12 protein-coding genes are annotated in these 13,363 nt (G+C 71.7%); 9 read left to right on the top strand and 3 right to left on the bottom strand.

Translation table 11 applies throughout. The features are described from left to right. Positions 1-164 precede the first annotated feature (164 nt). From argC to AB0K02_RS06220, 5 genes are all read left to right on the top strand, one after another. Entirely contained in the window at positions 165-1,193 is a 1,029-nt protein-coding gene (gene argC / locus AB0K02_RS06240; RefSeq protein WP_365991172.1) for an N-acetyl-gamma-glutamyl-phosphate reductase, read from the top strand. An 88-nt stretch (positions 1,194-1,281) separates the two neighbouring features. Then, positions 1,282-2,433, top strand: a complete 1,152-nt coding sequence (gene argJ, locus AB0K02_RS06235) for a bifunctional glutamate N-acetyltransferase/amino-acid acetyltransferase ArgJ (RefSeq protein ID WP_365991171.1) — start codon at positions 1,282-1,284, stop codon at positions 2,431-2,433. Next, on the top strand, positions 2,430-3,329 hold the full coding sequence (gene argB, locus AB0K02_RS06230) for an acetylglutamate kinase (protein WP_365991170.1): 900 nt from the start codon (positions 2,430-2,432) through the stop codon (positions 3,327-3,329). Before argJ ends, argB begins: the two co-directional genes overlap by 4 nt. A gap of 1 nt (position 3,330) precedes the next feature. Further along, positions 3,331-4,527 (top strand): acetylornithine transaminase, encoded by a 1,197-nt coding sequence (locus AB0K02_RS06225; protein WP_365991169.1) that lies wholly within the window; start codon positions 3,331-3,333, stop codon positions 4,525-4,527. Positions 4,528-4,534: 7 nt separating this feature from the next. Then, on the top strand, positions 4,535-5,080 hold the full coding sequence (locus tag AB0K02_RS06220; RefSeq protein WP_365991168.1) for an arginine repressor: 546 nt from the start codon (positions 4,535-4,537) through the stop codon (positions 5,078-5,080). Positions 5,081-5,141: 61 nt separating this feature from the next. Here the strand turns inward: AB0K02_RS06220 and AB0K02_RS06215 are convergent, their stop codons facing one another. After that, positions 5,142-5,729 carry a pyridoxamine 5'-phosphate oxidase family protein gene (locus tag AB0K02_RS06215; protein ID WP_365991167.1) on the bottom strand — a complete coding sequence of 196 codons (588 nt, stop codon included), beginning with the start codon at positions 5,727-5,729 and terminating at the stop codon, positions 5,142-5,144. A 41-nt stretch (positions 5,730-5,770) separates the two neighbouring features. Then, positions 5,771-7,195 (bottom strand): hypothetical protein, encoded by a 1,425-nt coding sequence (locus tag AB0K02_RS06210; protein ID WP_365991166.1) that lies wholly within the window; start codon positions 7,193-7,195, stop codon positions 5,771-5,773. A gap of 146 nt (positions 7,196-7,341) precedes the next feature. Here AB0K02_RS06210 and AB0K02_RS06205 point away from each other — a divergent pair, with 146 nt between their 5' ends. Continuing rightward, a complete protein-coding gene (locus AB0K02_RS06205; RefSeq protein ID WP_365991165.1) occupies positions 7,342-8,538 on the top strand; it encodes an argininosuccinate synthase in 1,197 nt (398 codons plus the stop codon). A 131-nt stretch (positions 8,539-8,669) separates the two neighbouring features. Further along, positions 8,670-10,103, top strand: coding sequence for an argininosuccinate lyase (argH, locus tag AB0K02_RS06200; protein WP_365991164.1), 1,434 nt, complete (start codon positions 8,670-8,672; stop codon positions 10,101-10,103). A 12-nt stretch (positions 10,104-10,115) separates the two neighbouring features. Here argH and AB0K02_RS06195 read toward each other — a convergent pair whose 3' ends face one another. Beyond that, positions 10,116-10,622, bottom strand: a complete 507-nt coding sequence (locus AB0K02_RS06195) for an HAD domain-containing protein (RefSeq protein WP_365991163.1) — start codon at positions 10,620-10,622, stop codon at positions 10,116-10,118. 561 nt (positions 10,623-11,183) lie between these two features. Here AB0K02_RS06195 and AB0K02_RS06190 point away from each other — a divergent pair. Both AB0K02_RS06190 and AB0K02_RS06185 read left to right on the top strand, forming a co-directional pair. Then, on the top strand, positions 11,184-11,732 hold the full coding sequence (locus tag AB0K02_RS06190) for a helix-turn-helix domain-containing protein (protein WP_365991162.1): 549 nt from the start codon (positions 11,184-11,186) through the stop codon (positions 11,730-11,732). Then, on the top strand, positions 11,729-13,273 hold the full coding sequence (locus AB0K02_RS06185) for an MFS transporter (protein ID WP_365991161.1): 1,545 nt from the start codon (positions 11,729-11,731) through the stop codon (positions 13,271-13,273). Before AB0K02_RS06190 ends, AB0K02_RS06185 begins: the two co-directional genes overlap by 4 nt. Positions 13,274-13,363: the final 90 nt, after the last annotated feature.

Genomic DNA, 13,363 nt, shown 5'->3' with positions numbered 1-13,363 from the left:
AAGCGCATCAGGCGGGGCCCCGTGCGGAGCCCGAGGGAGCCGGTGATTATGGTTCTGTAGAGTTCCGACACTTCTTTGATGCCCGGTACATCTACTCGCGCGAGAGGTCATTGCATAGTTCTGCATCGCTGCGTATAGTCATGCCATCGATGAGGAGGCTTTCGATGACGGTTCGAGCAGCAGTGGCAGGGGCGAGCGGGTACGCGGGCGGAGAGTTGCTCCGACTGCTGCTGGCGCACCCCGAGGTCGAGATCGGCGCCCTCACCGGCAACTCCAACGTGGGCCAGACGCTCGGCGCGCTGCAACCGCATCTGCTGCCGCTCGCCGGCCGGGTGCTCCAGCCGACGACCGCCGACGTCCTCGCCGGTCACGACGTCGTGTTCCTCGCCCTTCCGCACGGCCAGTCCGCCGCCGTCGCCGAGCAGCTCGGGGACGACGTCCTGGTCGTCGACATGGGCGCCGACTTCCGGCTCGCCGACTCCGCCGACTGGGAGGCCTTCTACGGCTCCGAGCACGCCGGGACATGGCCGTACGGCCTCCCCGAACTGCCGGGCGCCCGCGCCGCGCTGGAGGGGTCCAAGCGTGTCGCGGTGCCCGGTTGCTACCCCACGGCCGTCTCGCTCGCGCTGTTCCCGGCGTACGCCGCCGGCCTCGCCGAGCCCGAGGCCGTGATCACCGCCGCCACCGGCACCTCCGGCGCGGGCAAGGCCCTCAAGCCGCACCTGCTCGGCTCCGAGGTGATGGGCTCGATGAGCCCGTACGGTGTGGGCGGCGGCCACCGGCACACCCCGGAGATGATCCAGAACCTGAGCGCGGTGGCGGGGGAGCGCGTCAACGTCTCCTTCACCCCGACGCTCGCACCCATGGCACGGGGCATCCTCGCCACCTGCTCCGCCAAGGCGAAGCCCGGCACGACCGCGGGCGACGTCCGCGCCGCGTACGAGAAGGCGCTGGCGGACGAGCCGTTCGTCCACCTGCTGCCCGAGGGGCAGTGGCCCGCCACCGCCTCGGTGTACGGATCGAACGCCGTCCAGATCCAGGTCGCCTACGACGAGGCGGCCGGGCGCGTCATCGCCATCAGCGCCATCGACAATCTCACCAAGGGCACCGCGGGCGGCGCGGTGCAGAGCATGAACATCGCCCTCGGATTCGCCGAGAGCACGGGTCTTTCCACGATTGGAGTTGCGCCGTGAGCGACGCGCGCGCAGCCGCCGGTCCGCGGATGAGGACGATGCCTGCGCCTCTGCGCTGCGCGGGCGGAGAAGCGAACGGAGAAGCACAGTGAGCGTGACCGCAGCGAAGGGATTCACGGCGGCCGGCATCGCCGCCGGAATCAAGGAGAACGGCAACCCGGACCTGGCCCTCGTGGTCAACAACGGGCCGCGCCGCGCCGCCGCGGGTGTCTTCACCTCCAACCGCGTCAAGGCCGCACCGGTGCTGTGGTCCGAGCAGGTCCTGAAGGGCGGCGAGGTCACCGCCGTGGTCCTCAACTCAGGCGGCGCCAACGCCTGCACCGGCCCGAAGGGCTTCCAGGACACCCACACGACCGCCGAGAAGGCGGCCGACGTCCTCGGCATCGGCGCGGGCGAGGTCGCCGTCGCGTCCACCGGACTCATCGGCGTCCTGCTGCCCATGGACAAGCTGCTGCCCGGCATCGAGCAGGCGGCCGCCCAGCTCAGCGAGCACGGCGGCGAGAAGGCCGCCATCGCCATCAAGACCACCGACACCGTCCACAAGACCGCCGTCGCGCAGGGGGAGGGCTGGACCGTCGGCGGCATGGCCAAGGGCGCGGGCATGCTCGCGCCGGGCCTCGCCACGATGCTCGTCGTCCTCACCACCGACGCGGACCTGGACGCGGCCACCCTCGACAAGGCGCTGCGGGCCGCCACCCGTCAGACGTTCGACCGGGTCGACTCCGACGGATGCATGTCCACCAACGACACCGTGCTGCTGCTCGCCTCCGGCGCGTCCGGCGCGACGCCCGCGTACGAGGAGTTCGCCGAGGCCGTGCGCACGGTCTGCGACGACCTGGCCCGGCAGCTGATCGGCGACGCCGAGGGCGCCTCCAAGGACATCCGCATCGAGGTGATCAACGCGGCGACCGAGGACGACGCCGTCGAGGTCGGCCGCTCCATCGCCCGCAACAACCTCCTCAAGTGCGCCATCCACGGCGAGGACCCGAACTGGGGCCGGGTGCTCTCCGCCATCGGCACCACCAAGGCCGCCTTCGAGCCCGACCAGCTCAACGTCGCCATCAACGGCGTCTGGGTCTGCAAGAACGGCTCCGTCGGCGAGGACCGCGACCTGGTCGACATGCGCTACCGGGAGGTGCGCATCACCGCGGACCTGGCCGCGGGCGCCGAGTCCGCGGTCATCTGGGCCAACGACCTCACCGCCGACTACGTCCACGAGAACAGCGCGTACAGCTCATGAGCACCACGAGGAAGCACACCGCCCTGCCCAAGGCGCAGATCCTCATCGAGGCGCTGCCCTGGCTGACCCGCCACAACGGCAAGACCGTCGTCATCAAGTTCGGCGGCAACGCCATGATCGACGACGAGCTCAAGGCCGCCTTCGCCCAGGACGTCGTCTTCCTGCGGCACGCGGGGCTCAAGCCCGTCGTGGTGCACGGCGGCGGCCCGCAGATCTCCGCCGCGCTCGACCGGCACGGACTGGTCAGCGAGTTCAAGGCCGGCCTGCGGGTCACCACGCCCGAGGCCATGGACGTCGTCCGGATGGTGCTCGCCGGGCAGGTCCAGCGGGAGCTGGTCGGTCTGCTCAACCAGCACGGGCCGCTCGCCGTCGGCCTCACCGGCGAGGACGCCCACACCATCACCGCCACCAAGCACCAGCCGACCATCGACGGGGAACTCGTCGACATCGGCCGGGTCGGCGAGATCACCGACATCGACACCGGGGCCATCGAGGCACTGCTCGCCGACGGACGGATCCCGGTGATCTCCTCGATCGCCCGTTCCGAGGACGACGGACACGTCTACAACGTCAACGCCGACACGGCGGCCGCGGCACTCGCCGCGGCGCTGGGCGCCGAGACGCTGATGGTCCTCACCGACGTCGAGGGCCTGTACGAGGACTGGCCCCACAGCGACGAGGTCATCAGCCGGCTCACCGCCACCCAGCTGGAGAAGCTCCTGCCCGACCTCTCCAGCGGCATGGTCCCCAAGATGGAGGGCTGCCTGCACGCCGTGCGCAACGGGGTCAACACGGCCCGCGTGATCGACGGCCGGGTGCAGCACTCGATCCTGCTGGAGATCTTCACCGACGAGGGCATCGGCACGATGGTCGTGCCGGACGGACAGGGGGACTGACATGACGAACCAGGAGCTCACGCACCGGTGGCAGGGCGTGATGACGGACAACTACGGCACGCCGAAGCTGTCCCTGGTCCGCGGCGAGGGCGCCCGGGTGTGGGACGCCGACGGCACCGAGTACACCGACTTCGTCGGCGGCATCGCGGTCAACGCGCTGGGCCACGCACACCCCGCGATCGTCGAGGCCGTCTCCCGCCAGATCGCCTCGCTCGGTCACGTCTCCAACCTCTTCGTCGCGGAGCCGCCCGTCGCGCTCGCCGAACGGCTCGTCCAGCTCTTCGGCCGGCCCGGCCGGGTCTACTTCGCCAACTCCGGCGCCGAGGCCAACGAGGCCGCCTTCAAGATCGGCCGGCTGACCGGCCGCGGGCACATGGTCGCCACCACCGGCGGGTTCCACGGGCGGACCATGGGCGCCCTCGCCCTCACCGGACAGCCCGCCAAGCAGCAGCCGTTCCTGCCGCTGCCCTCGGACGTCACCCACGTCCCCTACGGTGACGCCGAGGCGCTGCGCGCGGCCGTCACCGAGGACACCGCCCTGGTGATCATCGAGCCGATCCAGGGCGAGAACGGGGTGGTCGTCCCGCCCAAGGGCTACCTGGAGGCCGCGAGGGAGATCACCCGGGCCACCGGCACCCTCCTCGTCCTCGACGAGGTCCAGACCGGCATCGGGCGCACCGGCCACTGGTTCGAGCACCAGGCGCACCAGGGCGTCGAGCCCGACATCGTCACGCTGGCCAAGGGTCTGGGCGGCGGACTGCCCATCGGCGCGACGGTCGTCTTCGGCGAGGCGGCGGACCTGCTGAAGCCCGGTCAGCACGGCACGACGTTCGGCGGGAACCCCGTCGCCTGCGCCGCCGGACTCGCGGTCCTCGACACCCTCGCGGCCGGCGGAGTGCTCGACTCGGTCAAGCGGCTCGGCGAGAAGCTGCGCGACGGGATCGAGGGTCTCGGGCACCCGGTCGTCTCCCACGTCCGCGGCAGCGGCCTGCTGCTGGGTATCGTGCTCACCGGACCGCTCGCACCGAAGGTGCAACAGGCGGCCCAGGATGCCGGATTCCTGGTGAACGCCCCCGCGCCCGATGTCGTACGGCTCATGCCGCCCCTGATCATCGGTGACGCCGAGGTGGACGGGTTCCTCCAGGCGCTCCCGGGCATCCTCGACGCGAGCAACGGGGAAGGACGAGCCGGGGAATGAGACGACGATGACAGAGGCGCGGTACCCCGAAAACGCTGAGCACGGCGGCCCCGCCGTACCGCAGACCCGCACGGCCCGCCACCGCCGGATCGTGGACATCCTCAACCGCCAGCCGGTGCGCTCACAGAGCCAACTGGCCAAGCTCCTCGCGGACAACGGGCTGAGCGTCACGCAGGCGACGCTCTCCCGCGACCTCGACGAGCTGGGCGCGGTGAAGATCCGCAACACGGGCGGCGAGCTGATCTACGCGGTGCCCAGCGAGGGCGGTTTCCGCACTCCGCAGGCACCGCTGGGCGAGTCCGCCAAGGAGGAGCGCATGCGGCGCCTCTCCGGTGAGCTGCTGATCTCCGCGGAGGCGTCGGCGAACCTGGTGGTGCTGCGTACACCGCCGGGGGCGGCCCAGTTCCTGGCCTCGGCCATCGACCAGGCCGAACTGCACGACATCCTCGGCACGATCGCGGGCGACGACACCCTGATGCTGATCAGCCGCGACCCGGCCGGCGGGCAGGCACTCGCGGACCATCTGCTGCGGCTCGCGCAGAAGGAGCGCTGAACCCGTACGGCGCAGCACCCCCTCGCGGCGGTGCCGCGCCGTGCTGTGGCTCAGCCCGTGCTCACCGGGGCAGCGGCGGCAGCGGCAGCGGCAGTCCCGGAAGACCGTCGATGCTGGCCGCGATGTGCTCCTTCTTGGCGAAGTACGCGTCCAGCGAGGCGTCGTCCTCGCGCGCGAACCGCTTCCCGTGCAGGTCGCGGTCCTCGTCGTACGTCATGAACGGCACGGCGTACCCGCAGGTGTCGCGGATCAGTTCGGCCGTCACCACGATGACGGCGCGCAACCCGTGCGGTGACGGATCGATCCCGGGGAAGTGCGCGAGCAGCCCGGCCCAGCGCTCGTCGTCGCGGAAGACCGCCTCGCCGCGCCCGTGCACACGGACGATGTTCGGCGGCCCCTGGAAGGCGCACCACATCAGGGTGATGCGGCCGTTCTCACGGAGGTGGGCGATCGTCTCCGCATTGCTGCCGGCGAAGTCGAGGTAGGCGACGGTCCGTTCGTCGATGACGGCGAACGACCCCTTCAGGCCCTTGGGCGAGAGATTGACCGTGCCGTCCCCCGAGAGCGGCGCGGTCGCGGTGAAGAACACCGGCTGGGCCTCGATGAAGGCACGGAGTCGTCCGTCTATGTGCTCATGCGTCTTTCCCATGGGGGAATTATCGCCGCGCGGTCGTGGCGGCCACCTGGGATTCAGGCTCTGACACCGAGGTGGCCGCGCATCGCGTTCATCACGTGGTCGCTGAACAGATGCGTGCACCGTTCCAGCAGCGCCTCCAACTCCGCCCGCAGACCGCCCTCATCCGCCCGGAGCTCCGCGTACGGCAGCTCGTCGAGCCAGCGGCGCTCCTGCACGGTGGCCGCCGCGTTCCGCCGCACACCGGGGTCGGCGTCGGTCAACAAGAGCACGGCGGCGCGCAGTTGTGTGACACCTCCGTGCGCTTTCAGCAGCCGGAAGGCCGCCCGGCGCGTGTGCGCGGGCAGTTCGGGCGACAGCCGCTCGAAGAGCTCCTCGGCCGGCATCCGGCGCGAGAACGGCAGGAGGGCGCGAGCCGTTTCGCGGGCCACGGCCGCCGACGGGTCGTCGAGCAGCGCGCGTACGTCCTCCTGGGGGACCGCCTGGAGCAGTCGCAGACCGGCGACCGCCTGGGCGCGCACCCCCGCCACGGGGTGCGTGAGGAAACCGCGCAGCACAGCGGCGTCCTCCCGCCTGCCGCACTCGGCGAGCCCGGTCAGGGCCCAGGGCACGAGCGCCGCCGGGTCGGCGCACAGCTCGGTGCAGGCGGCGCGCGGGTCCCCGCCGTTCCCGCTCACGAGCCAGCGGGCGCAGGCGCGCACCAGAGGAGAGCGGTCGGCGAGGTGACGGGCCGCCTCGTGCGCACGGCCCGCCCGCCGCAGCGCGGTCACCCCGGCCGACCGTACGAGCGGCGCATGCGCGCTCAGCAGGATGTCGACGGCCTCGTCGTCCGGTCCCTCGGCTGCCATCGCGGCGAGCGCCGCGTCCGCCCACCACCGCCCCAGGACGGGGTCCAGGTCGTCGGCCGCGTGCCGCGCGAGCTCGCGCACCCCGAGCAGGCCGTGGTCCAGGACGACGCGGGCGGCGAGCCGCCGCGCGGCGGTGTCCCGGCCGAAGCCGCCGAGCTGGGCGAGCGCGAGGTGCGGCGCGGCCCGCAGGGCCTCCTCGAACAGTTCACGGGCCCACACCCCCAGCCCGCGACGGCCGACCCGGAGCACCAGCGGGGTGAGGGTGCGCAGCGCGGCCTCGGGCTCGGCCCGGAGGTGCTCCGCGAGCATCCGGCGGGCCCGCAGCCGTACCGGCTCCACCCAGTCGGCGCACCTGATGACGGTGAGGAGCCAGAAGGCGGGCGTGCGGCCTGCCGTGGCGAGGGCCGCCTGCCGCACCCGTCCGTCCGGGTGGCACAGGGCGGTTTCCGGCTGAGTCCTCAGCCGGTCGGCCAGCTCGCTGTCGTACCGGCCCAGGTCGCGCACCGCGTGGTCGAGGGCCGTCCAGCGGGCCGGGTCCTCGAAGCCGAGGACGTGGCTCGCGGAAAGCCCCCGCATCAGACGGCCGACGGCTTCACGGCCTGCCGCCTCGTCCCCTCGCTTGCCCCAGCCCATCTGTCCTCCCCCCGGTCGACGATGGTGCGGGGACAGCCTAGGGAGGCGGCACAGCGGTGACCAGCGGATATTCCGGCCCGATTGACAAAACATACGAAGCTCTGCATAGTTATGCCCATCAGTGATCGCACCGTAAGGAGAAGCCCGTGACCGAGCGCGTCGTACTCGCCTACTCGGGCGGACTGGACACCTCCGTCGCCATCGGCTGGATCGCGGAGGAGACGGGCGCGGAGGTCGTCGCCGTCGCCGTGGACGTCGGCCAGGGCGGCGAGGACCTGGACGTCATCCGTAAGCGCGCGCTCGCCTGCGGTGCCGTGGAGGCCGAGGTCGCGGACGCCAAGGACGAGTTCGCCGAGGAGTACTGCCTCCCCGCGATCAAGGCCAACGCGCTCTACATGGACCGTTATCCGCTGGTCTCCGCGCTCTCCCGGCCGGCGATCGTCAAGCACCTCGTCGCCGCCGCCAAGAAGCACGGCGCCACCACCGTCGCCCACGGCTGCACCGGCAAGGGCAACGACCAGGTCCGCTTCGAGGCCGGCATCGTCGCCCTCGCACCCGAGCTCACGTGCATCGCCCCGGTCCGCGACTACGCGATGACCCGGGACAGGGCGATCGCCTTCTGCGAGGAGAAGCAGCTCCCGATCGCCACCACCAAGAAGTCGCCGTACTCCATCGACCAGAACGTCTTCGGGCGGGCCGTCGAGACCGGCTTCCTGGAGGACATCTGGAACGCGCCGATCGAGGACATCTACGAGTACACCTCGAACCCGGCGGAGCCGCGGGAGGCCGACGAGGTCGTCATCACCTTCACGGCGGGCGTCCCGGTCGCGATCGACGGCAGGCCCGTCACCGTCCTGCAGGCGATCCAGCAGCTCAACGAGCGGGCCGGCGCCCAGGGCATCGGCCGGATCGACATGGTCGAGGACCGGCTCGTCGGCATCAAGTCCCGCGAGGTCTACGAGGCGCCAGGGGCGATCGCCCTGATCACCGCCCACCAGGAGCTGGAGAACGTGACCGTCGAGCGCGAGCTCGCCCGGTACAAGCGGCAGGTCGAGCAGCGCTGGGGCGAGCTGGTCTACGACGGCCTGTGGTTCTCCCCGCTCAAGCGGGCCCTGGACGGCTTCATCGACGAGGCCAACCAGCACGTCAGCGGCGACATCCGGATGACGCTGCACGGCGGCCGGGCCGTCGTCACCGGCCGGAGGTCCGACGAGTCGCTGTACGACTTCAACCTCGCCACCTACGACTCGGGCGACACGTTCGACCAGTCCAAGGCGCAGGGTTTCATCGAGATCTTCGGCCTGTCGCAGAAGATCGCGGCCCGCCGTCATCTGCGGGCGTAGCCCGACGCGACCTCGCGTGACCCGCACGCGTTGTACAGACCGCCTCCCCGGACAGTCCGGCTGGGCCGGGGTGTCCCCGGGCGAAGCTCCGGGGAGGCCGCACATCACAACCCTCCCAAGGAGCAACAGCTGTGAGCAGCAACAACGGTGACGTCCGGCTCTGGGGCGGCCGCTTCGCCGACGGCCCCGCCGAGGCGCTGGCGAAGCTGTCGGCGTCGGTCCACTTCGACTGGCGCCTCGCGCCGTACGACATCGCCGGTTCCCGCGCTCACGCGCGCGTGCTGCACAAGGCGGGCCTGCTCACCGAGGACGAGCTGACCCGCATGCTCGCCGGGCTGGACCGGCTGGAGGCGGACGTCGCCTCGGGGGAGTTCACCGGCACCATCGCCGACGAGGACGTGCACACCGCACTCGAGCGGGGCCTCCTCGAGCGGCTCGGCCCGGACCTCGGCGGCAAGCTCCGCGCCGGCCGCTCCCGCAACGACCAGGTCGCCACGCTCTTCCGGATGTACCTGCGCGATCACGCCCGGATCATCGGCGGGCTCATCGCCGACCTCCAGGACGCCCTCGTCGGCCTCGCGGAGGCGCACCCGGACGTCGCCATGCCGGGCCGTACGCACCTCCAGCACGCCCAGCCCGTCCTGTTCGCGCACCACGTCCTCGCCCACGTGCAGTCCCTGTCCCGCGACGCGGAGCGGCTGCGCCAGTGGGACACCCGTACCGCCGTCTCCCCCTACGGCTCCGGCGCGCTGGCCGGCTCGTCCCTCGGGCTCGACCCGGAGGCGGTGGCCAGGGACCTGGGCTTCGAGCGCGGTTCGGCGGGCAACTCGATCGACGGAACGGCCTCGCGTGACTTCGTCGCCGAGTTCGCCTTCATCACGGCGATGATCGGTGTGAACCTCTCCCGGATCGCCGAGGAGGTCATCATCTGGAACACGAAGGAGTTCTCCTTCGTGACCCTGCACGACGCCTTCTCGACCGGGTCGTCGATCATGCCGCAGAAGAAGAACCCCGACATCGCGGAGCTCGCCCGCGGCAAGTCCGGACGGCTCATCGGCAACCTCACCGGCCTGCTCGCCACGCTCAAGGCGCTGCCGCTCGCCTACAACCGCGACCTCCAGGAGGACAAGGAGCCGGTCTTCGACTCCTGCGACCAGCTCGAGGTCCTGCTGCCGGCGTTCACCGGGATGATGGCGACGCTGACCGTCAACCGGGAGCGCATGGAGGAACTCGCCCCCGCCGGCTTCTCGCTCGCCACCGACATCGCCGAATGGCTGGTCAAGCAGGGCGTGCCGTTCCGGGTCGCCCACGAGGTCGCCGGTGAGTGCGTCAAGGAGTGCGAGCAGCACGGCATCGAGCTCGACCAGCTGACGGACGACCAGTTCGCGAAGATCTCGCCGCACCTCACGCCCGAGGTCCGCACCGTCCTGAACGTGCCCGGCGCGCTGGCGTCCCGCAGCGGCCGCGGGGGCACGGCCCCGTCCGCGGTCGCCGTCCAGCTCAACGAGGTCAAGGCCGATCTGGTGATACAGCACGCCTGGGCCTCCGCCAAGGCCAAGCAGTAACGGCCCGCGGCACTACAGCGCCGCCGCCCAGTCCGCGAGCGCGTCGAAGTCCGGCCGGGTCAGCCCGATCCGCTCGTCGACGCGCAGCAACAGGGCGGCGGCGAGGTGCTGTTGCTCCACGTATTCGTGGTCGTACGGGGTGATGTCGTCGTCGACCCAGGCGAAGGGCCGACCCGCCGCGTACTCGAGGATGTACTGCGTCTTCCAGAAGGTGCCGCGCGGTGCCCTTCCGTGCATCTGGGGCCAGTCGATGAACGGCAGTTCCGGCAACCCGAGCCGGGGCCCGATCCAGTCGTTCGCCTCGCCCTTCCAGGTCGTCGCCCACACCAGGTCGTACCACCGAGCCAGGGCCAGCAGCTCGGTGCCGTGACCGGGATTGAGCCACACCCGCAGCGGTTTGCCGTCCGTCCAGCCGGTCGGGCGCATCCGGTGCGTGCCGTATCCCTCCGGTCTGCGCTCGGGACGGGCGGCGTACGGATTGAGCGGGCCGTCGACGTCTATCAGCAGCAGGGGTCTCACGGGCAGCCGTCTCCTCGGGAATGTCAGCGGGGCGGTCGGGCGGGGGTGGGCCGGTGGGCGACCACCCTTTGGCGGGGGGCGCAGCGGTGTGAGCAGGAGCGCTGGACGGGACGGCTGCCGACGACGGTGAAGACGTTGCGGGCAGCCGCCGGAGGCGCGGACGCCGCCGGGCGCCGCCGCAACGGTCCCGGATGAGGACGGTCCCGGATGAGGACGGTCGGAGCCGGACACGACGGCGCGAGGCACCCCTCACCCCACGTCTCGGCCCGGGGGTGCATCTCCGTGGTGGGCCTTGCGAAATCAGGTGCAGTGTACCGGCGTTGAGGGCCGGCAGCCGGTTCAGCATGGGGGGGCCGAGGCGTCGAGGTCCTCGGCCGCGAAGACCCCCCGCAGAGCACAGCGGCCTCCCGTATCCGGGCGAGGTCCGTGCCGGACGGCGGGACTGCGCCGCTCCCGCCGTGGTCGCGCGCCGGGCGTGCACGCGCCCCCGGTACCTGCCCCCAGAGGGACGCCCCTGTATTGAATGAGACATGGGTGTCTCACATGGGCTACGCTTGTCTCATGGCCATGGATCGTGAACAGGTACTCCGTACCGCCGCAGCCCTGCTGTCCCGGAAATCGACCGCCACCTTGGACGAGGTCGCCCGGGCCGCCGGTATCGGCCGTGCCACGCTGCACCGCCACTTCGCCGGCCGCGACGCGCTCGTCAGGGCGCTCGAGGCGTTCGGCATCCAGGAGTTCGAGGCCGCGCTCGACCGGGCGCGGCTCGACGAGGGCGACGCGAGCGACGGACTGCGGCGGCTGATCGCCGAGATGGAGCCCGCCGCCGATCTGCTGGCCTTCCTCTACACCGAGAACCAGCTGTTCGAAGGGGACCAGGTCAACGAGGGCTGGTCGCGGCTCGACGCCCGGGTATCGGCGCACTTCCGGCGCGGCCAGGAGCGGGGCGAGTTCCGCATCGACCTTCCGCCCGCATGGCTGACCGAGGCGCTGTACGCGCTCATCGGCTCCTGCGCGTGGGCCGTCATGGACGGCCGCGTCGCCAAGAAGGACTTCCAGGACATGACCGCCGAGCTGCTGCTCGGCGGAGTTCGACGGAGTGTGACATGAGCAGCACCTACCGGCCCACGACCAGGGCGGACGAGACCGTGTACCGCCCCGGGCGGTGGCTGGCGCTCTCCGTTCTGGTGCTGGCCGTCCTGCTGGTGGCGGTCGACGCGACCGTCCTCGGCCTCGCGACCCCGTTCCTGAGCGAGGACCTCGAACCGACCGGCAACCAGCTCCTGTGGATCGGCGACGTCTACTCGTTCGTCATCGCCGGACTCCTCGTCTCGATGGGCAGCCTCGGCGACCGCATCGGGCGCAAGAGGCTCCTGCTCGGCGGCTCGGTCGCGTTCGGCGCCGTGTCCGTGCTCAACGCGTACGCCACCAGCCCCGAGATGATGATCGCCGCACGGGCACTGCTCGGTGTCGCGGGCGCCACCCTGATGCCGTCCACGCTGGCCCTGATCCGTAACATCTTCCACGACCCGAAGGAGCGCAGCCTCGCCGTCGGCATCTGGGGTGCCATGGCCTCGGCCGGTGCCGCCGTCGGACCCGTGGTCGGCGGCTTCCTGCTGGAGCACTTCTGGTGGGGCTCCGTCTTCCTGATCAACCTGCCCGTGATGGCCGTGCTGGTCCTCGTCGGCGTCAGGCTGCTGCCCGAGTCCAGGAACGCGGTGGCCGGTCCGTGGGACCTGGTCAGTGTCGCCCTGTCGCTCGTCGGCATGGTCGGCGTCGTGTACGCGGTCAAGGAGGCGTCGAGCCACGGGCCCGGTCCGGTCGCGGGCGCCGCCGCGGTGATCGGCGTCGCCGCGCTGTACGGGTTCGTACGCCGGCAGCTGACGCTGCCCGCGCCGCTGCTCGACATGCGGCTGTTCCGGAACAGGGGCTTCTCCGGCGCGGTCCTCGCCGACCTGCTGACCATTCTGGGCCTGTCCGGCCTGGTGTTCTTCCTGTCCCAGTTCCTGCAACTGGTGCAGGGCAGGCAGCCGTTCGAGGCCGGACTCGCGGAGCTGCCCGCCGCGATCGGCGCGGTGGCCACCGGACTCGTCGCCGGCACCGTGGCCCGGCGCTTCTCGGTACGGGCGGTGGTCGCGGGCGGTCTCGCCGCCGTCGGGCTGGCGCTCGCCGCGCTGACGTTCGTCGGCCAGTCCACCGGCTATCCGCTGCTGGGCGCGGCACTGCTGGTGGTCGGCGCGGGGGCGGGCTTCTCGTTCACCGTCACGGCCGATGTGATCCTCTCCAGCGTCCCCAAGGAGCAGGCGGGCGCGGCGTCCGCGGTGTCCGAGACCGCCTACGAACTGGGCGCCGCGCTCGGCATCGCGCTGCTCGGCTCCGTCCTGACCGGCGTCTACAGCGGCTTCGCCACCCCGGCCGGAGTGCCGGCGGACACCGCGTCGGCGGCGCACGAGTCCCTGGGCGGCGCGGTGGAGGCGGCCGCCCGCCTGCCCCACGGCGAGGCGGCGGCGCTGCTGGCCGCGGCGCAGGAGGCCTTCGTCGACGGCTTGCGGACGGCGGTGGGCGTGGGTGCGGTGGTCCTGCTGGCGACGTCGGTCGCGGCGTGGTTCCTGCTGCGGGGGCAGAAGCTGGCGTACGGCGTGGAGCACTGACGCACGGGGGCGCCGGGCGGCTGCTTCCGAACCGGGCTCCGCCCGGATCCGGTGCCGCGCTCGCACGATGTCCAAGCGCCGGCGGGGCTG

It is taken from the genome of Streptomyces sp. NPDC049597 (genome assembly GCF_040675505.1).
Lineage (GTDB): Bacteria > Actinomycetota > Actinomycetes > Streptomycetales > Streptomycetaceae > Streptomyces.
Note: the sequence above shows the minus strand (reverse complement) of the source record. Positions and strands in the feature narration are given on the sequence as shown.